General features: G+C 65.9%; 14 protein-coding genes. 10 read left to right on the top strand and 4 right to left on the bottom strand.

Translation table 11 applies throughout. From position 1 onward, the window contains the following. Positions 1 to 63: 63 nt before the first annotated feature. Both H7U20_RS23280 and H7U20_RS23275 read right to left on the bottom strand, forming a co-directional pair. The gene (locus H7U20_RS23280) at positions 64 to 1,467 is read right to left on the bottom strand and encodes a M16 family metallopeptidase (RefSeq protein ID WP_199761504.1); all 1,404 of its coding nucleotides are present in this window, start codon (positions 1,465 to 1,467) and stop codon (positions 64 to 66) included. Between the two features lie 3 nt (positions 1,468 to 1,470). Further along, positions 1,471 to 2,784, bottom strand: a complete 1,314-nt coding sequence (locus H7U20_RS23275) for a M16 family metallopeptidase (protein WP_199761503.1) — start codon at positions 2,782 to 2,784, stop codon at positions 1,471 to 1,473. A gap of 216 nt (positions 2,785 to 3,000) precedes the next feature. Between H7U20_RS23275 and H7U20_RS23270 the strand changes: the two genes are divergently transcribed. The 5 genes from H7U20_RS23270 to H7U20_RS23255 all read left to right on the top strand — a co-directional run bounded on the left by H7U20_RS23270 (position 3,001) and on the right by H7U20_RS23255 (position 5,776). Further along, on the top strand, positions 3,001 to 3,363 hold the full coding sequence (locus tag H7U20_RS23270; protein ID WP_199761502.1) for a hypothetical protein: 363 nt from the start codon (positions 3,001 to 3,003) through the stop codon (positions 3,361 to 3,363). 27 nt (positions 3,364 to 3,390) lie between these two features. Beyond that, a complete protein-coding gene (locus H7U20_RS23265; protein ID WP_199761501.1) occupies positions 3,391 to 3,732 on the top strand; it encodes a hypothetical protein in 342 nt (113 codons plus the stop codon). Positions 3,733 to 3,844: 112 nt separating this feature from the next. Next, positions 3,845 to 3,976: a hypothetical protein gene (locus H7U20_RS30720; RefSeq protein ID WP_255522880.1), complete on the top strand. Its 132-nt coding sequence runs from the start codon at positions 3,845 to 3,847 to the stop codon at positions 3,974 to 3,976. Positions 3,977 to 4,098: 122 nt separating this feature from the next. Continuing rightward, positions 4,099 to 4,812, top strand: coding sequence for a hypothetical protein (locus tag H7U20_RS23260; protein ID WP_199761500.1), 714 nt, complete (start codon positions 4,099 to 4,101; stop codon positions 4,810 to 4,812). 484 nt (positions 4,813 to 5,296) lie between these two features. Continuing rightward, on the top strand, positions 5,297 to 5,776 hold the full coding sequence (locus H7U20_RS23255; RefSeq protein ID WP_199761499.1) for an acyl-CoA thioesterase: 480 nt from the start codon (positions 5,297 to 5,299) through the stop codon (positions 5,774 to 5,776). 98 nt (positions 5,777 to 5,874) lie between these two features. Here H7U20_RS23255 and H7U20_RS23250 read toward each other — a convergent pair whose 3' ends face one another. Together H7U20_RS23250 and H7U20_RS23245 are read right to left on the bottom strand one after the other, a co-directional pair. Continuing rightward, complete coding sequence (locus H7U20_RS23250) at positions 5,875 to 8,817, bottom strand: bifunctional diguanylate cyclase/phosphodiesterase (RefSeq protein ID WP_199761498.1); 2,943 nt, start codon at positions 8,815 to 8,817, stop codon at positions 5,875 to 5,877. A gap of 102 nt (positions 8,818 to 8,919) precedes the next feature. After that, the gene (locus tag H7U20_RS23245) at positions 8,920 to 9,687 is read right to left on the bottom strand and encodes a spermine/spermidine synthase domain-containing protein (RefSeq protein WP_233411007.1); all 768 of its coding nucleotides are present in this window, start codon (positions 9,685 to 9,687) and stop codon (positions 8,920 to 8,922) included. A gap of 218 nt (positions 9,688 to 9,905) precedes the next feature. Between H7U20_RS23245 and H7U20_RS23240 the strand changes: the two genes are divergently transcribed. The 5 genes from H7U20_RS23240 to H7U20_RS23220 all read left to right on the top strand — a co-directional run bounded on the left by H7U20_RS23240 (position 9,906) and on the right by H7U20_RS23220 (position 17,227). After that, on the top strand, positions 9,906 to 10,181 hold the full coding sequence (locus H7U20_RS23240; protein WP_199761497.1) for a hypothetical protein: 276 nt from the start codon (positions 9,906 to 9,908) through the stop codon (positions 10,179 to 10,181). A 72-nt stretch (positions 10,182 to 10,253) separates the two neighbouring features. Beyond that, positions 10,254 to 11,432, top strand: coding sequence for a GGDEF domain-containing protein (locus H7U20_RS23235; protein ID WP_199761496.1), 1,179 nt, complete (start codon positions 10,254 to 10,256; stop codon positions 11,430 to 11,432). A 146-nt stretch (positions 11,433 to 11,578) separates the two neighbouring features. Further along, positions 11,579 to 13,036 (top strand): Ppx/GppA phosphatase family protein, encoded by a 1,458-nt coding sequence (locus H7U20_RS23230; protein ID WP_199761495.1) that lies wholly within the window; start codon positions 11,579 to 11,581, stop codon positions 13,034 to 13,036. Between the two features lie 152 nt (positions 13,037 to 13,188). Beyond that, positions 13,189 to 14,076: a substrate-binding periplasmic protein gene (locus H7U20_RS23225; protein ID WP_233411006.1), complete on the top strand. Its 888-nt coding sequence runs from the start codon at positions 13,189 to 13,191 to the stop codon at positions 14,074 to 14,076. 160 nt (positions 14,077 to 14,236) lie between these two features. Continuing rightward, a complete protein-coding gene (locus H7U20_RS23220) occupies positions 14,237 to 17,227 on the top strand; it encodes a hybrid sensor histidine kinase/response regulator (protein ID WP_233411005.1) in 2,991 nt (996 codons plus the stop codon). The last annotated feature ends 1 nt before the right edge of the window (position 17,228 follow it).

Raw genomic sequence — 17,228 nt, 5'->3', positions numbered from 1 at the left:
GGTGGGTGGTTCTGTTTCCGCCGGCGCCACCATCGGGCGGCCGACGGTTCCGGCCTGGCCGTATTATCGCGCAGCCGGGGCGAAGCCGTCGGCGCTGATCTCCAACTCGGTCACCTCGCCGTACTTGGCGGCGATGGCGCGGATCGCTTCGGCCTTGCCGACCAACACCGTCTGCAGCTTGTCGCGCGGGAAGTGGCGCTCGACCAGTTGCTTGGCCTTGGCCGGCGTCAGGCTGTCGACGTCGCGCATGAAGTTGTCGATCTGCTCGCGGCCGACCTGGAAGGCGTACATGTCGCCCAGCAGTCCGGCCAGTTGCTCGCCGGTTTCGAAGCGCGGCGGAAACTGGCCCTTGACGTAGGCCTTGGCCGAGTCCAGGGTGGCCTGGTCGATGCCGCGCGTCCACAGCCGCTGGTAAGTCTGGTGCGCCAGCGCCAGCGCCGCCTCGGTCTTGGGCAGGGCGGTGAAGCTGGAGATGGCGAAGGTGCCGCTCTGGCCCAAGGTGGCGAACTCGCTGCGGGCGCCGTAGGTCAGGCCGGAGTTGACGCGCAGCTCGTCGTTGAGCCAGGAGGTGAAGCGGCCGCCGAGGATGGTGTTGAGCACCTGCAGCGGCACGTAGTCCGGGTCGTTGCGGGCGATGCCGGCGCCGCCGATGAGGAAGGTGGTCTCGATCGCGTCGGGTTTGTTGACCAGCCAGACGCGCGCCTGGTCGGCCTTCACCTTGCCGTTGTCCTGCGCCGGCGGCGGGCCGCCGACGGCCTGCCAGGCGCCGAACAGCGACTCGATCTGGCGCCGCATCTCGGCCGCCTGGAAGTCGCCGACCACGACGATGGCGGCGTTGTCCGGCCGGTAGTAGCGCTGGTGGAAGCTTTTCACGTCGGCTTGTTGCAGCGCGGCCACGCTGGCCACCGTGCCGCCGGGCGGGTTGGCGTAGGCGCCGGCGCCGAACAGCATGCTGCGGTAGTAGTTGCCGACGACATTGCGCGGACTTTCCTTGGCCTGCTTGAGACCGTTGACCTTGCGCTCGCGCAGCTTGGCCAGCTCGGCCGCGTCGAAGCCGGGTTGCTGCACCATCTCGGCGAACAGCGGCAGCAGCGCGGCGGCGTCGGCCTTGGCGAAGTTGGCTTGCAGGGTGCTTTGCTCGCTGCCGGCGGCGCCGGCCAGGCGGGCGCCACGGAAGTCGAAGGCCTGGTCGATGGCGGCCTTCGGATGGGCCGCGCTGCCCAGCAGCAGGGCGTCGCCGGTCAGGTTGGACAGGCCGGGCTGGGCGGCGTCGTTGACGGCGCCGGCCTTGACCACGGCGCGCACCGAGATCAGCGGCACCTCGTGGCGCTCCATCAGGTAGACGGTCAGGCCGTTGGACAGGCGCGCCGTTTCAAACGCGGGCAGGCGGAATTCGGCGGCGCCGGCGCCGGTGGCGGCGGCCAGGCCGGCGCCGGCCAGCAGGCTAATGTGCAACAGGGTCTTCATCGGTCAGTCCTCCTTCGCGGCGAGCACGCCGACGGTGCGCTGCGATTTTTTCAGGTATTTGGCGGCGACCGCCTGGATATCGGCCGGGCTCAGTTTTTCGTATGCGGCCGGGGCGTCGAACAGCTTCTTGTAGTCTCCGAAGAAGACCTCGTAGTTGCCCAGCTGCTGGGCCTTGCCGTTGATGGTTTCTTGCGCGCGGTACAGATTGAGCAGCTTCTGGTTCTTGACCTTTTGCAGCTCCTCGACGCTGACGCCGTTGCGCACCACGTTGTCCAGCTCGGCCAGCAGGGCCTGCTCCAGCTTGGCCGGCTCGACCTTGGCGGCGGCCACCGCGTACAGGTAGAGCAGGCCGGGGTCGAAGCCGTCCAGGCTGTCGGCGCCGACCTGGGTCGCAAGTTGCTGCTCGACCAGGGCGCGGTAGAGGCGCGAGGTCTTGCCGTCGGTCAGCAGACTCTGCAGCACGTCGAGGGCGTAGTGGTCGGCGTGGTTGATGGCCGGCACCTTGTAGGCCACCAGCAGGTTGGGCGCGGTGACCGATTCCTTGGCGACGAAGACGCGGCGCTCGCCTTTTTGTTCGGGCTCGACGGTGCGCACGGCCGGCGGCAGCGCGCGCTTAGGGATGGCGCCGAAGTATTTGCTGGCCAGCTGGCGCACCCGCTCGACCTGGACGTCGCCGACGATGACGGTGACGGCGTTGTTGGGCGAATAGTAGGTGTTGAAGTAGCGCACCAAGTCGTCCTGGGTCCAGGCCTTGATGTCGGACTCGTTGCCGATCACCGACCAGGAGTAGGGGTGGGCGCTGAAGGCGACGCTGTTGAGCTCTTCCTGCAGCAGGCGCACGTTGGAGTTCTCCAGGCCGGTGCTGCGCTCGGACAGCACCACGCCGCGCTCGCTGGCGACCATCTTCGGGTCGATGCTGAGGTGGGCGATGCGGTCGCTTTCGAGCGTGAACACGGTCTCAAGCGAGGCAGCCGGGAACCAGTCCTGGTAGACGGTCACGTCGTTGCTGGTGTAGGCGTTGTTGGAGCCGCCCTTGGCCTCCATGGTGCGGTCGAACATCTTCGGGCCGTAGTGCTTGGAGCCGTTGAACATCATGTGTTCGAAGAAGTGCGACAGGCCGGTGATGCCGGGCGCCTCGTTGCGCGAGCCGACCTTCCAGAAGGTGTACATATTGGCGTTGGGGATGGCGCTGCTTTCGAGCACGATGAACTTCATGCCGTTGGCCAGCGTGAACGATTTCACTTGGTCGGCGGTCACCGCGGGCGCGGCGCCGGCCAGTCCGAACAGGACGCTGGCGGCCAGGACTTTCCACTTCATAAGGCTTCCTTTCGGGGGAGGGTGCAGAATGCGGCAAGGATACGATATTTTCCGGGAGAAAGTAGGCCTTTTTGATAATGACATTATTGCAAGTAAAATGGCGTCGCAATATATTGGCATTTTGGCTGCCTGAAGGGAACTTCGAAAAACCGTCATTCCGCATCGGCGGACCGCCGCGCAGGCGGGAATCCATACCCGCAAGCTCATTGGCTCAGCATGGGTTCCCGCCTGCGCGGGAACGACAATTTGGTGGTTTTTTTGAAATGCCCTGAAGAGCAGTCGCACCTGATATTTTTGACAGGTTTGCAACTAAAGGGCACCTCGAAAAACCGTCATTCCCGCGCAGGCGGGAATCTATACCCCGCATATCCATTGGCTCAGCATGGGTTCCCGCCTACGCGGGAACGACAATTTGGTGGTTTTTCGAAGTGCCCTAAATTGAAAAATATTTCTAGGCGGAATTTTTCTATTCAGGTAATTTGTAAAAATAATGTTTATTTTGCACAATTCGCTGACGGCGTTGCCAGTGGCAGCGTTGCGCGAGGTGTTGTCATGTTTTTGTTTTTAATTGAAAAATAGTATTGAGCGCGGAAGGTATGGTTTGGAATGGTTAAAGTATTTTTATTCATACTAGTTTCTTTGTTGCATTTTTCCTCTATGGGAAAAGATTATAAAGGTCGCGCTGACCTTGTTAGGGTTATTGATGGTATTAAAGTACTGGTTCATTCAAATGAAGAGTTGAGTTCTGAGTTTGTTTCGAGAATTTTTGAACTAAAATTAACTCCTAAATGTAATGTTCCACCTGATGGGAACGTTGATGGTCTTTACTACTGTCGATATGCGAGTAATTTTAAGAGTAAAGGCGCAATAAAGTTTGTTGCGTTTGAATCATTGGGTAAAGCCGCTAAGCCAAATCTTGGGGGGGAATGCTTCTTGGCGAGTGGATAAAGCTAGGCTGTGTGTAACCCGTCTTGATTTGACGGCTATGTTTGGAGTGGATTACTCATCACCACATACCCCACCTGCTTACTATTTAGGTAGTGGTTCGGGAGATTTTCCAATGAATGACTTTGACATTGTTTTGGTAGGCGGGGGAATTCCTATGGATGACGTTTATGTCCAAGTGAGAACTGATGGCGTATGTGCAATGGATATAATTTTACATAAGCCTTTTATAGAAAAGAAAAATTAATGGATAAGGCACTTCTTCAGATCGCATCGAAAACTGGTTAAAAACTATGATGGATGTTGCGAAAAATTTATAAGTAAATTGAACTCTCAATTAAACAGTTGAAAACGATTTGGAGAATGGAAGTGAAATTTCCTTTTTTGTTTTTTATTATTTTTCCCTTTGCGTTCAGTTCCAATGCTCAAAAAATTGGTTCAGCGCCAGTAGTTTCAGTAGACACGAGTGGCTTGGGAACGAGCAATCTAGCTACTGTTTTAGCTAAATCCGCAGGCGCGACGACGGAGGAGTTGACTCGACGTCTTGTGGCTTCTTTAATCCATGGCAACGCAATTGACGAAATGCACGATAAAAAACAAAGTATGGAAGCGCTTGGATTTAATTGTAGTGCGACGTTGTGCAACTACAAAGGGATTTATCGATCAGTCGTTAGGTCAGAAAAGTGGCTGCAATACGCGGATCGTAATTACGATATATCCGTAGACATCAAAAAATCACCTATTGAAATTAAGGTCTCTATTCAATCGATAAGGAAAGAGTCATCTGAATTAATCGGTACGGAGATTGGTGAATTTATTGCCAAGGAAGGTCCTTTTTCGGATAATGAAAAATTTTCTGAAAAAGTAATGTCCATCCTATCCATCATCCCAAAGCAGGACAGGCTCGAAGAGCTTCGGAAAATGGGATTCATCTGTGAAAACACCTGTGAATTTTCCGGAGGGCAACGTATAGACGTACTCAGTGGATGGGATTTAAAATCAAGAGCTTATAAATATAATGTCACAATTTCTGATTTGTCTGGAAGGTTTATTGTTAATGCAAATCAATTTATTTTAAATTGAGCAGATTTCATGGCAACGATTGTAGCGGATCAAGCTCCAGTGGCAGGTGTTCGAGAGCATGATTTTTGCGCTCTGGAAAGCAGGGGGTGACTGTGTAAATCTTATCAACAGTATGAATTTCAACTGTAATGCTTTCTCTATCGATGTCCTAGGCTTTAAAGGCACCTCTAAAAACCTGTCGTTCCCGCGTAGGCGGGAACCCATGCTGAGCCAATGGACATGCTGGGTATAGATTCCCGCGTGCGCGGCGGTCCGCCGATGCGGAATGACGGTTTTTCGAAGTGCCCTTAAATGTGCAATCGTCAAATGGGATCAGTGGAGGACCGGGCAAGTACCAACCTCCAACAGAAAAATAACTGGCTTTGTTTTCGAAAAGCTTGCTAACTGTTTGCCACGGCGGGTGGGAGCGGCTAGCATGACGCAGATCAACTCCGCAAAACACCACCAACACCCCCGAAAGCAGAAAACCGATATGGAAAAACCGATGAGCTGGTCCGCCCACGAACTGTCGATGACGGTGCTGATGACCCCCGACATGGCCAATTTCTCCGGCAATGTGCACGGCGGCACCATCCTGAAGTACCTCGACAGCGTGGCCTATGCCTGCGCCAGCCGCTATTCGGGCAGTTACGTGGTTACCCTGTCGGTCGACCAGGTGATGTTTTTGCAGCCGATCCACGTCGGCGAACTGGTCACCTTCCTGGCCTCGATCAACTACACGGGGCGCACCTCGATGGAGGTCGGCATCCGCGTGGTGACGGAGAACATCCAGCAGCGTTTGGTGCGCCACGCCAACAGCTGTTACTTCACGATGGTGGCGGTGGACGAGCACCGCAAGCCGGTGAAGGTGCCGCCGCTGGTGCCCGAGTCGGCCGAGCAGATCCTGCGCCATCAGCAGGCCCAGTTGCGCAAGCAGGCGCGCCAGATGGTGCACGGCGCCAAGAAGGGCGGCGCGCCGGCCTGACCGCCCACGGACGGCGGCCGGACGGTGGCGCGGTTAGGGCCGAGGCCGGCGCCGGCCAAGGCCGGCGCCAAGGCCGAGCGAGGCCAGGCTAGGCCAGGCTAGGCGAAGGCGGTCGACGGCGCCAGATGCTTGCCGTCCTTGAGCATCTGTTCGAACACGGCGGCCGGCACCGGCGGGCTGAAGTGGAAGCCCTGCATCTGGTCGCAGCCGTTGCGCCACAGGTAGTCGAGCTGGCGCGCCGTCTCCACCCCCTCGGCGACCACGCGCAGCTTGAGGTTGTGCGCCAGCGCGATGATCGACACGACGATGGCCGCCTCGTCGCCGCTGGCGCCGATGTCGCTGACGAAGGAGCGGTCGATCTTCAACACGTCGATGGGGAACTGGCGCAGGTAGGACAGGCTGGAGTAGCCGGTGCCGAAGTCGTCGATCGACAGGGTCAGGCCGAGGCCCTTCAACTGGTGCAGCAGTTCGACCGCCAGCGTGACGTCGCTCATGAACAGGCTCTCGGTCAGCTCCAGCTCCAGGCAGTCCGGCGCCAGGCCGCTGCTGGCCAGCACGGCGGCGATGGCGGCCGGCAGCTTGGGCTCGTTGAACTGGCGCGCCGACAGGTTCACCGCCACCCGCAGCGGCCCCAGGCCGGCGGCCAGCCAGGCCTGCGTCTGGGCGCAGGCGCTGGCCAGCACCCAGGCGCCGATCGGCACGATCAGGCCGGTCTCCTCGGCCAGGCCGATGAAGCGGTCCGGCTGCACCATGCCCAGCTCCGGGTGGCGCCAGCGGATCAGCGCCTCCATGCCGACGATGCGGCCGCTGTCGAGGTCGACCTGGGGCTGGTAGTGCAGCACGAACTCGTCGCGCTCCAGCGCGTTGCGCAGCGCGCCCTCGATGCGCAGCCGCTCGAGCGCCTCCTCGTTCATCGCCGGCCGGTAGAACTGGGTGTTGTTGCGGCCCTGCTTCTTGGCGCAGTACATGGCGATGTCGGCGTGCTCGATCAGGTGCTGGGCCGGCGTGCCATCGGCCTGGTAGATGGCCACGCCGATGCTGCAGGTGACGAAGAACTCCTTGCCCTCCAGCTGCACCGGCTGCGCCATGGCGCGCATGATGCGCGCGCTCACCTCCGGCGTCAGCGCCTCGTCCGGGTACTCGGTCAGGATGGCGACGAACTCGTCGCCCGACAGGCGGGCCACGGTGTCGCTCTCGCGCACGCTGTCCTGCAAGCGGCTGGCGACGGTCTTGAGCAACAGGTCGCCGGCCTTGTGGCCCAGGCTGTCGTTGACGAACTTGAAGCGGTCCAGGTCGATCAGCATGACCCACAGCGGATGGCCGCTGCGGTTGGCGTAGGCCACCGCCTGGCCGAGCCGGTCCTGCAGCAGCACGCGGTTGGGCAGGCCGGTCAGCACGTCGTGGTGGGCGATGTGCTGGATGCGTTGCTCGGACTGCTTGCGCGCGGTGATCTCGCTGCCGGTGCCGCGATAGCCCTGGAAGACGCCGTCGGCGTCGAACACCGGCTCGCCGTTGGTGCTGAACCAGCGCGCCACGCCGTCCAGGCCGACCAGCGAGTACTCCAGGTCGTTGAACGGCAGGTGCGCCTCGAGCCGGGCGATGTGCTCGCGGCCCCATTTCGCGCCGCGCATCTCGGCGTTGTTGTCCCAGCGCGTCAGGCCGAGGAAGCGCTCGCGCGGCAGGTGGCCCTTGTCGAAGAAGCCGTCGGTGATGTGGGTGAAGCGGAAGGCGCTGTCCTGCTCCCAATACCAGTCGGAGGACAGCGCCAGCAGGCGGCGGAAGCGGTGCTCGCTGTGCTGCAGCGCCAGTTCGGTGGCCTTGCGCGCGGCGACGTCCTGGTTGAGCTTCTCGTTGCTCAACTGTAGGTCGTGGGTGCGCGCCTCGACCAGCCCCTCGACGCGGCGCCGGCGTTGCGTCAGCGATTGCACGAAGGCGGCCGTCAGGGCGGAGAACAGCAGGCCGCCGAGCAGGGTGGCGCCGGAGCCCAGGTGCTCGGCCAGGAAGGGCTGCGGCAGCGGCGTCACCTGGACGTGCCAGGGCTTGCCGGCGGCGTTGAAGGTGCGGGTGAACACGGCGGCGCCGGCCGGCCAGGGCCAGGGCCAGGCCGCCGGCGCCGGTGTCGAGGTTTGGACGGTCCGGCCCTCGACGCCGGCGGCGTGGGCCTGGGCGGCGTTGGCGGGCGGCGTGGCCGGCGCCGGGGCGGCCCCGGCCGGCGGGCCGTAGACCAGGTTGTCGGGCTGGACCTCGTCGCCGGTGTAGACGCGCAGGCGCAGCTCGGCGTCGTCGAGCAGGTCGGCGCCGAGCAGGATCTTGTGCACCAGGTCGGTCGAGCGTATCACCGCGCCGGTGTTGCCGACCCAGGCGGCGCGGCGCTGCGCCGGCGTGGCGCTGGGCGCGCCGGCGCGGAACACCGGCATCAGCAACACGAAGCCCTGCCGGCCGCCGCGCTCCTGGGCCAGGCGCAGCAGCGGGCTGGCGGTGACCTGGCCGCTGGCCACCGCCTGTTCGATGGCGCCCAGCAGGGGCCGGTTGGGCGCCAGGTCGAGGCCGAAGGCGGCCTCGTTGCCCTGGTAGGGTTCGAGGTAGTCGACGATGATGTGCAGCGGCCGCGAACGCACCGGCACCAGCGCGCCGTGGTCGCCCTGCGCCTTCTCGCGCATCTGGTAGCCGGGCAGGCGGCGCGCCAGTTCCGCCTGGTAGGGCGCCAGCTCGGCGTCGCTCAGCACGCGGTGGTAGTTGAAGGCCTGGATGAAGGGGTAGCGGCGCAGCAGCGGCAGGGTGAAGGCGCGGAACTGCTCGCGGCTGGGCTCGCCGAAGGTGCGGAACAGGTCGTTGGTGATGGTGAGCACCTCGACGGCGTCGTCCAGGCCCCGCCGGATCGCCGCCACGCGCAGGTTGGCGCGCTGCTGGAAGCTCAGTTCGAGCTTGTCGAATTCCAGCGCGCCGACGGCGGCGCACAGCAGCGCCGTCACGGCCAGGCCGGCGCCCAAGGTCAGCGCGGCGGCGGCCGAGAGGGCAGAACGCTTGCTGCGGTGCGGCATCGCGCTTCCTTGTCAGGTGAAAGTATGCTGTCGATCAGTGTGTCACAAAAGTCCGCCGGCGGGGGGGGGGGGGGGGGNNNNGCTTTGCCGCCGCCGCCGCCCTCAGTGGCGGCCGCCGCGGCGCAGCCGCCACACCACCCAGTGCGCCAGCAGCCGGTTCAGCGGCGCCAGCCCCAGGCCCTGGTAGGGCGCCACCCGCTGCAGCGTGCTCAGCGCCGGCGACGGCGCGCCGCCCTTGACGGCGAACAACAGGCGGTTGTTGCCGGCGATGCCGCGGAAATGGCACAGGCGGTCGGCGAAGGCCATGCGCAGGCGCCGCCGCATGGCCGGGAAGTGCGGGTCGTAGCTGAACATGTTGGCCACCAGCACGCCGCCGGGGCGCAGCGCGCGGCGGCAGTCGGCGTAGAAGCGGGCGCTGGCCAGCGCCGGCGGCAGGCCGTCGGCGTCGAAGCCGTCGACCAGCAGCACGTCGGCGCTGCCGGCCAGGCTGGCCATGTGGCGCGCCGCGTCGGCGCAGACGATGCGCAGGCGCTCGTCGTCGGGCGGGATGGCGAACTGCTCGCGCAGGGCGATCACGTCGGCGCGCAGTTCGAGCACGGTGATGCGGCTGTGCGGCAGGTAGCGGTGGCAGAACTTGACCAGCGAGCCGCCGCCCAGGCCGACCATGACGATGTGCTCGGGGCGCGGCTGGAACAGGGTGAAGCACATCATGGCGCGGGCGTAGGCCAGCACCAGCTGGTCGGGGCGCGACAGGCGCATCTCGCTCTGCACCATGCCGGGCAGGAATTCGAGCGAGCGCAGATCGCCGTCGGTGCGGACCTGCGGGGCGGCGGCGGACGATGGGTGCGGCAGGTTCATGACTTCATGCATGCTAGCTTGTTGCCAAGCGCGGGTTTCTGATAAGCTGGGGCAATGTTGTGGTCGCGCCGGCGGTTTGATCTTAGCATGGCGCCGCCGACCGTTGCGGCGGCGCGCATCGGACGCCGGGCCGCCACATTGCGTTTACAGACGGAAAATTTGTAGGTACATTGACAGCACAGCAGCCGGCGCATCCGACGGCCCCCTTGGAGCGAAGAAGAGAGAGAGCGATGTTTTTAGACCACCCCACGATTACCGCCACCAACAGCTTCACCGAGCCGGACCGGATCGAGCGGCTGACCCGCGTCTATGGTTATGTGATGGCGCTGGCCGACTCGGCGGGCAACAGCCATTTCGTCGAGAAGCTCAGCCAGATCCACGACCACAAGGGCACCCTCATCGTCTTCTGGCACGACGCCCCGAGCGATGAGGAGAAGTCCTTCTTCACCCAGGCCTGGGCCAGCAAGGTCGGCGACGGCAGCAGCAACGTCGAACACGAAGTCTGACCGGCGGGCGGCGCGCGCCGCCGGCCGTTCCGCCGCCGGCGCCATGGCGCCGGCCGAACCTCCTGCCTTCCCATGGATATCAAAACACTGATTTTGGCGCTGGCCCTGGGCAATCTGAGCCTGTGCACGGCGCTGTTCTTCTTCGAGTACGAGCGCAGCAAGCGCTTCGGCCTGTCGACCTGGGCGCTGGCCAAACAGTGCCAGGCGGCCGCCTGGCTGCTGCTGTACCTGCGCGGCAGCATCCCCGATCTGCTCAGCGTGCCGGTCGCCAACGGCCTGTTGTTCGCCGGCGTCGCGCTGGACGCGGCGGCGCTGTGGAACGCCGTCGGCCGTCCGGTCTGGCGCCGCTTCCTGCTGCCGGCGCTGCTGGTGGCCCAAACCGCCTTCGCCGGCGCCTGGTTGTTCGACGCGCCGGCGCCGGTGCGCGTCGGCGCCGGCGCGCTGATCGTCGCCGGCTTCTTCCTGGCCGGCGCGCTGGCGCTGGCGCGGCGCTGGCGCCACAACAGCCTGCTGCAGCGCTTCCTCGCCGCCGGCATGCTGGTGCTCAGCCTGGCGCTGGCGCTGCGCGGCCTGCTGGCCGCCGGCCTGGCCGATGCCGACGGCCAGGGCGCCGGCGCCGGCCTGGCCGAGACCTTGTTGCAGTGGCTCGGCTTCGGCGTGCTCTACCTGATGATGCTGGTCAACTCCTTCGGCTATCTGCTGCTGTCGCGCCAGCGTCTGCAGAGCCAGCTCGACCTGCTCGAAGTGCAGGACGCGCTGACCGAGGTGCCCAACCGGCGCGGCTTCTACCAGGCGCTGGCGCCGTGGATGGCCTTGGCGCGGCGGCCCGGCATGCCCACCGCGCTGATCATCCTCAACCTCGACCATTTCAAGCGGGTCAACGACAACTACGGCCACCCGGTCGGCGACGCGGTGCTCAAGAGCATGGTCGAGGTCTGCCTGCGGCAACTGCGCGACAGCGACCTGATGGGCCGCCTCGGCGGCGCCGAGTTCGCCATCCAACTGCCGCGCACCGCGCTGGCCGACGCGCTGGTGGTGGCCGAACGCATCCGCAACGCGGTGGCCGCCGTGCCGGTCAAGACCGAGCGCGCCGTCATCAACCTGACCGCCAGCCTGGGCGTGACCACCATCCGCGCCGACGACAGCACGGTCAGCCTGTTCAAACGGGCCGACGAGGCCTTGCAGCAGGCCAAGCGCGACGGCCGCAACCGCGTCGCCGAGGCGCGCGCCGCCAGCCCGCTGGAGGCTTGAGGCGGCCGCCGGCGCGGCCGCTGTTGCAAACGCGGCGCACGCTTGCCAAACGTCATCAAGCGGTCATAATCGACGCTTACTGTAGTAGAATTTTTGTCACCATGGACATCGCAAGCCTTCGTGGTCGTTCTTAGAGAGAGGCTGGTATGTACGCAGCAGTAGATTTGGGTTCCAATAGTTTCCGCCTGCACATCGGCCAGCACGACGGCGAGGCGATCCGCGTACTCAAAAGCATGCGCGAGCCGATCCGCCTGGCCGCCGGCCTCGACGCCGCCGGCAACCTGACCGAGGCGGCCATGCAGGCCGCGCTGAGCTGCCTGAAGAATTTCCGCGCCACCCTGGCCGGCTATCCGCTCGACGCCGTGCGCGTCGTCGCCACCTCGGCGATGCGGGTGGCGCGCAACTCGGCCGCCTTCCTGCCGGCCGCCGAGCTGGCCATCGGCCACCCGATCGAGATCATCTCCGGCGAGGAGGAGGGCCGCCTGATCTACATGGGCGTGGCCAACGCGCTGGCCACGCCGGGCGAGCGGCGCCTGGTGATGGACATCGGCGGCGGCTCGACCGAGTTGATCCTCGGCCGTGGCCAGGACATCGAACGGGTCGAATCGTTCAGCCTGGGCACCGTCAAGCAGAGCATGCTGTTCTTCGTCGGCGGCCGGGTCGACGTGCCGTCCTTCGAGGCGGCCATCCTGTCGGCGCGCAGCCACTTCGAGGACGCCGCGCCGCCCTACCATCCGCAGCACTGGAAGCAGGCCTACGGCTCGTCGGGGACGATCCGCACCATCGCCGACATCATCGCCAAGAACAAGCTGGGCAAGGGCGACCTGTCGGCCGCCAGCCTGGAGGCGCTCAAGCAGCGCTTCATCGCCTTCGGCCACGTCAGCAAGATCGAGATGCCGGGGCTGCGGCCGGACCGCGCCTCGACCATCATCGGCGGCCTGGCGATCCTGATCGCCCTGGTGCACGAGCTGGAGATTCCGGCTTTGCAGCCGATCGAGGCCGGCCTGCGCATGGGCGTGATGTGGGACCTGTACCTGCGCTCGACCAAGCGCGACCGGCGCGAGCAGTCGGTGCGCGGCCTGGCGCAGAAATTCCACGCCGACGCCGGCCGCGCCGGCCGCGTCGCCGAGGACGCGGCCGCGCTGTACCTGCAAATGAAGCCGGTCGCCGACAACTACAGCCGCCTGCTGTATTGGAGCGCGCTGCTGCACGAGGTGGGCCTGGTGGTGTCGCAGACCGGCTACCACAAGCACGCCGCCTACCTGGTCGAAAACGCCGACCTGCCCGGCTTCACCACGCGCGAGCAGAAGGCCATGAGCCGCTTGATCCTGGCGCAGAAGGGCAATCTGCGCAAGGTGGCCGACGCCCTGTCCGACCCCGACTTCGCCAAGGCGGTGGTGGCGCTGCGCCTGGCCATCCTGTTCATGCACTCGCGCATCGAGCTCGACTTCGCCGAACTGAAGCTGCGCATGAAAAGCCGCATCGAGCTGGAGATCCGCCGCGAGCTGGTCAGCGACCATCCGACCGTGTCGTACTGGATGGAGAAGGAGCAGGAGTTGTGGGACGAGGTGGGGGTCGACTTCAGCATCCGCGCCAACGGCTGAGTTCGTACAAGGGCGGGTTTGTACCCGGATAGCAACTGCCGCGCCGCCCGCCCTGTCAATATTGTTGGAGCGACATATTTTTTCCCCGGAGTTTTGCTTACACTAGGGATGCGCGCCCGCTTCCCGCAGGCGACCGAGAACAGGGGGCATCGATGAGGGTCTGGCTGAATTCCTGCCGCATGCTGGCCCTGGCCGGCGCGCTCGCCGGCGTCACCGCAGCGCCGTCCGCCAACGCTGCCGCTGCTGCTGCTGCTGCTGCTGCTGCTGCTGCTGCCGTTGCGGCTGCCGCCTCGGCCGGCGTGTCAGCCGGCGCGCCGGCCAGCGTGGCGGCGGCGCCGCCGCTGGTGGTCAGCCTGTGCTTCGAGCGGCAGGACGTGCCGCCCTGGCGCACCGAGGCCGGCGGCGGCCTCAATTTCGCCCTGCTCAGGATGGTCGCGCAGCGCCTCGACCTGCGTTTCGATTTCCAAAGCATGCCGTGGAAGCGCTGCCTGGCGCAGTTGCAGGCCAACCAGGTCGACGGCGCCTTCGCCGTCAGCTACAAGCCGGACCGGCGCGAGGTCGGCGAGTACCCCGGCGGCGCCCAGCCCGACGCCAGCAAGCGCATGCACATCGACCGCTACGTGCTGTTGCGCCGCAAGGGCAGCGCCGCCGACTGGGACGGCAAGGCCTTCAAGCATATCGACGGCAGCATCGGCTTCCAGCTGGGCTACTCGGTGGGCGACATGCTGCGCGCGCACAACGTCGAGGTCGACGAGGGCAGCCAGCGGGCCAACGAGCTGGCCCGCAAGCTGCTCGCCGGCCGCCTGGCCGCCGCCGCCATGGGGGGCAGCGACGCCGCCGTCGTCATGCGCGGCCCGCTGGCGGCCCAGCTGGAGATGCTGCCCGTGCCGCTGATCGAAAAGCCGTATTTCCTGATCCTGTCGCACGCCATGGTGGCGGCGCGGCCGCAGTTGGCCGAGCGCATCTGGCGCGGCGTCGAGCAGGTGCGCAACAGCGCCGAGTACAAGCGGCTCGAACGCGAAGCGGGAGCCGGCCATTGATCCCACCCTAGCGAGCGAAGCGGCGGCGGAGCAGGCGGCGCAGGCCGCTGCGGGCACCGCCACGGCGCCGCTGCCGGCGCCGCGTGGCGGTCGGGCCGAGCCCGCGCCGCAGCACGACGATGACGACGCCGACGACGACGCCGACGCCGGCGGCGGCCTGTTGACGCGCCTGGCGCGCGCCTGGCGTCAGGACATCCTGCTGCGCCTTGCCGTCGGCATCTTCCTTGCCGTCGCCTTGTCGACGGCGGTCTACACCACCTATGTGATGCAGGCGCTGCGCAGCGAGGCCGAGCAGCAGTTGCAGGAGCGCGCCGAGCGGCTGGCGGCGGTGCTGTCGCAAGCCCTGGCGCGGCCACTGTTCGACATCAACAGCGGCGCCGTCGCCAGCGTCGTCGACGCCTCCGGCGCCACCCCCGAGGTGCTGATCTTGCGCGTGCTGGCGCCCGGCGGCGCCGAGCTGGCCAGCTATGTCGCGCCGAGCGGCGCGCCGGTGGCGGCGCTGCGCGTGCGCCGTGAGATCCTCTTCAGCGACGCCCGCCAGACCTATCCGGTGGGCGCCATCGAGCTGGTTTTCTCGCGCCAGCAGATCGACGCCGAGCTGCGCCGCCAGATCGTCGGCACCGTGCTGGCCAACCTGATGCTGGCGCTGGCCATCGTGCTGTCGATCGTCCTGGTCGGGCGCAAGGCGACGCGGCCGTTCGGCGACATCCAGCGGGCGCTGGAGCGCCTCAGCCACGGCCACACCGACATCGAACTGTCCGGCATCGGCCGGCAGGACCAGATCGGCCGCCTGTCCGGCGCCGTGCGCAGCTTCCGCGACACGCTGACCCGGCTGCGCCGGGCCGAGGGCGCGCTGCGCCAGCTCAACGGCGAGTTGGAGGAACGCATCGCCGCCCGCACGCGGGAGCTGACCGGCTCGGTGCAACTGGCGCAGGACAGCCAGGACAAGCTGCAGACCATCGTCGACACGGCGCTCGACGCGGTGGTGCGGATCGACCTGAACGGCCGCATCGTCGGCTGGAACCGCCAGGCCGAGAGCACCTTCGGTTGGTTGCGCGAGGAGGCGCTGGGGCGCGCCCTCGACACCACCATCATGCCGCCGCGCTTCCGCCAAGAGCACCGGCGCGGCATGCAGCGCTTCCTCGAAAGCGGCAGCGGCAAGGTGCTCGACAGCCGCATCGAGGTCTACGGCCTGCACCGCGACGGCCACGAGTTCCCCATCGAGCTGGCGATCACCCACGTCAAGCGGGCCGACCAGGGCAGCTTCGAGTTCTGCGCCTTCATCCGCGACATCAGCGAGCGGCGCGAGCGCGAACACAATCTGCTCAAGGCGAACGTGCTGGCCGAGGCGGCCAACGTCGCCAAGTCCGAGTTCCTGGCCAATATGAGCCACGAGATCCGCACGCCGATGAGCGCCATCATCGGCATGGCCTACCTGACCCTGCGCACCGAGTTGACGCCCAAGCAGCACGACTATGTCGGCAAGATCCACCGCGCCGCGCTGGCGCTGCTGGGCATCATCAACGACATCCTCGACTTCTCCAAGATCGAGGCCGGCCGGCTCGACCTCGAACAGGTTCCCTTCCACCTCGACGAGGTGCTGGCCAACGTCGCCAGCGTGACCGCCCAGCGCGCCGCCGAGAAGCAGCTCGAATACCTGTTCGCCGTGCCGCCGGCCGTGCCGCGCCACCTGGTGGGCGATCCGCTGCGCCTGGGCCAGGTGCTGATCAACCTGGTCAACAACGCCGTCAAGTTCACCGCCAGCGGCGAGCTGGAACTGCGTTGCAGCGTGTTGGAGAACGACGGCGCCCGGGTCGCCCTGCGCTTCGCCGTGCGCGACACCGGCATCGGCATGGCGCCGCAGGACCAGGCCAAGCTGTTCCGCGCCTTCAGCCAGGCCAACGGCTCGACCAGCCGCGAGTACGGCGGCACCGGCCTGGGACTGTCGATCTCGCAGCGCCTGGTGCGCCTGATGGGCGGCGACATCACGGTGCAGAGCAGCCCCGGCGAGGGTTCGACCTTCCAGTTCGAGCTGGACTTCGGCCTGTCCGACGCGGCCGAGCCGCCCGCCGTGCTGCCGGCGGCGCTGAACGGCGCCCGCCTGTTGCTGGTCGACGACAGCCCGGTGGCGCTGCAGATCCTCGCCGAGGCCTTGCAGCCGCTGCCGCTGCGGCTCGACCGCGCCGGCGGCGGCGCCGAGGCGCTGGCCGCCATCGCCGCCGCCGACCGCGCCGACGACCCCTATCTGCTGGTGCTGTGCGACTGGCTGATGCCCGAACTGGACGGCATCGCGCTGGCGCGCCGGGTGCGCGCCGACGCCACGCTGCGCCGTCCGCCCGGCATGGTGCTGGTGACCGCCTTCGGCCGCGAGGAGGTGCAACAGCAGGCCGACGACGCCGGCATCCTCGGCTTCCTGTTCAAACCGATCGGCCAATCGGCCCTGATCGACACCCTGGTCGGGCTGGTGGCGCCGCGCGCCCGATTGGCCGGCGGCGAGCCATCCATCGGGCCGCGCTACGGCGCCCGCGTGCTGCTGGTGGAGGACAACCCGATCAACCAGCAGATCGCCGCCGAACTGATGGCGGTGCAGGGCATCAGCGTGGATGTCGCCGGCAACGGCCACGAGGCGCTCGAACGTTTGCGCGGCGCCGGCCCGCAGGCCTACGCGCTGGTGTTGATGGACCTGGAGATGCCGCTGCTCGACGGCCACGCCGCCACCCGCCTGCTGCGCCAGGACCCGCGCTTCGACGCGCTGCCGGTGATCGCCATGACGGCGCACGCGCTGGCCGAGGTGCGCCTGCGCTGCCTGGAGGAGGGCATGCAGGACTACATCACCAAGCCTATCGACCCGGAGCAGTTGTTCGCCACGCTGTCGCGTTGGCTGGGCGGCGACGTCCTGCCGCCGGCCACTGCGCCGGTCGCCGATATCGATGCCGCCACCGCCGCCGATCCTGCGCGGGCCCTGGCCCAACTGCGCGCGCTGCTGGCCGCCTACGACGGCGAGAGTCCCGAATATTTCAGCGCCGTGCGCGGCGTCTTGGCCGGGCTGCTGCCGACGCATACGCTGGAGCGGCTGGCCGCGCACATGGCGGCCTATCAATTCGAAGAGGCGGCCCAACTGCTGGCTGACGCCGCGAAGAAAATGGAGTGAA

It is taken from the genome of Rugamonas violacea (assembly GCF_016461825.1).
Classification (GTDB): domain Bacteria; phylum Pseudomonadota; class Gammaproteobacteria; order Burkholderiales; family Burkholderiaceae_D; genus Rugamonas.
This window is presented reverse-complemented; position numbering and strand designations above follow the sequence as displayed.

Excerpts from the sequence above, each read along its gene's own strand:
- H7U20_RS23225 (WP_233411006.1), top strand. The coding sequence starts at position 13,189 with ATGAGGGTCTGGCTGAATTCCTGCCGCATGCTGGCCCTGGCCGGCGCG.
- H7U20_RS23235 (WP_199761496.1), top strand. The coding sequence starts at position 10,254 with ATGGATATCAAAACACTGATTTTGGCGCTGGCCCTGGGCAATCTGAGC.
- H7U20_RS23275 (WP_199761503.1), bottom strand. The coding sequence starts at position 2,784 with ATGAAGTGGAAAGTCCTGGCCGCCAGCGTCCTGTTCGGACTGGCCGGC.
- H7U20_RS23265 (WP_199761501.1), top strand. The coding sequence starts at position 3,391 with ATGGTTAAAGTATTTTTATTCATACTAGTTTCTTTGTTGCATTTTTCC.
- H7U20_RS23245 (WP_233411007.1), bottom strand. The coding sequence starts at position 9,687 with ATGCATGAAGTCATGAACCTGCCGCACCCATCGTCCGCCGCCGCCCCG.
- H7U20_RS23230 (WP_199761495.1), top strand. The coding sequence starts at position 11,579 with ATGTACGCAGCAGTAGATTTGGGTTCCAATAGTTTCCGCCTGCACATC.
- H7U20_RS23255 (WP_199761499.1), top strand. The coding sequence starts at position 5,297 with ATGAGCTGGTCCGCCCACGAACTGTCGATGACGGTGCTGATGACCCCC.
- H7U20_RS23250 (WP_199761498.1), bottom strand. The coding sequence starts at position 8,817 with ATGCCGCACCGCAGCAAGCGTTCTGCCCTCTCGGCCGCCGCCGCGCTG.
- H7U20_RS23270 (WP_199761502.1), top strand. The coding sequence starts at position 3,001 with ATGGGTTCCCGCCTGCGCGGGAACGACAATTTGGTGGTTTTTTTGAAA.
- H7U20_RS23280 (WP_199761504.1), bottom strand. The coding sequence starts at position 1,467 with ATGAAGACCCTGTTGCACATTAGCCTGCTGGCCGGCGCCGGCCTGGCC.
- H7U20_RS30720 (WP_255522880.1), top strand. The coding sequence starts at position 3,845 with ATGAATGACTTTGACATTGTTTTGGTAGGCGGGGGAATTCCTATGGAT.
- H7U20_RS23240 (WP_199761497.1), top strand. The coding sequence starts at position 9,906 with ATGTTTTTAGACCACCCCACGATTACCGCCACCAACAGCTTCACCGAG.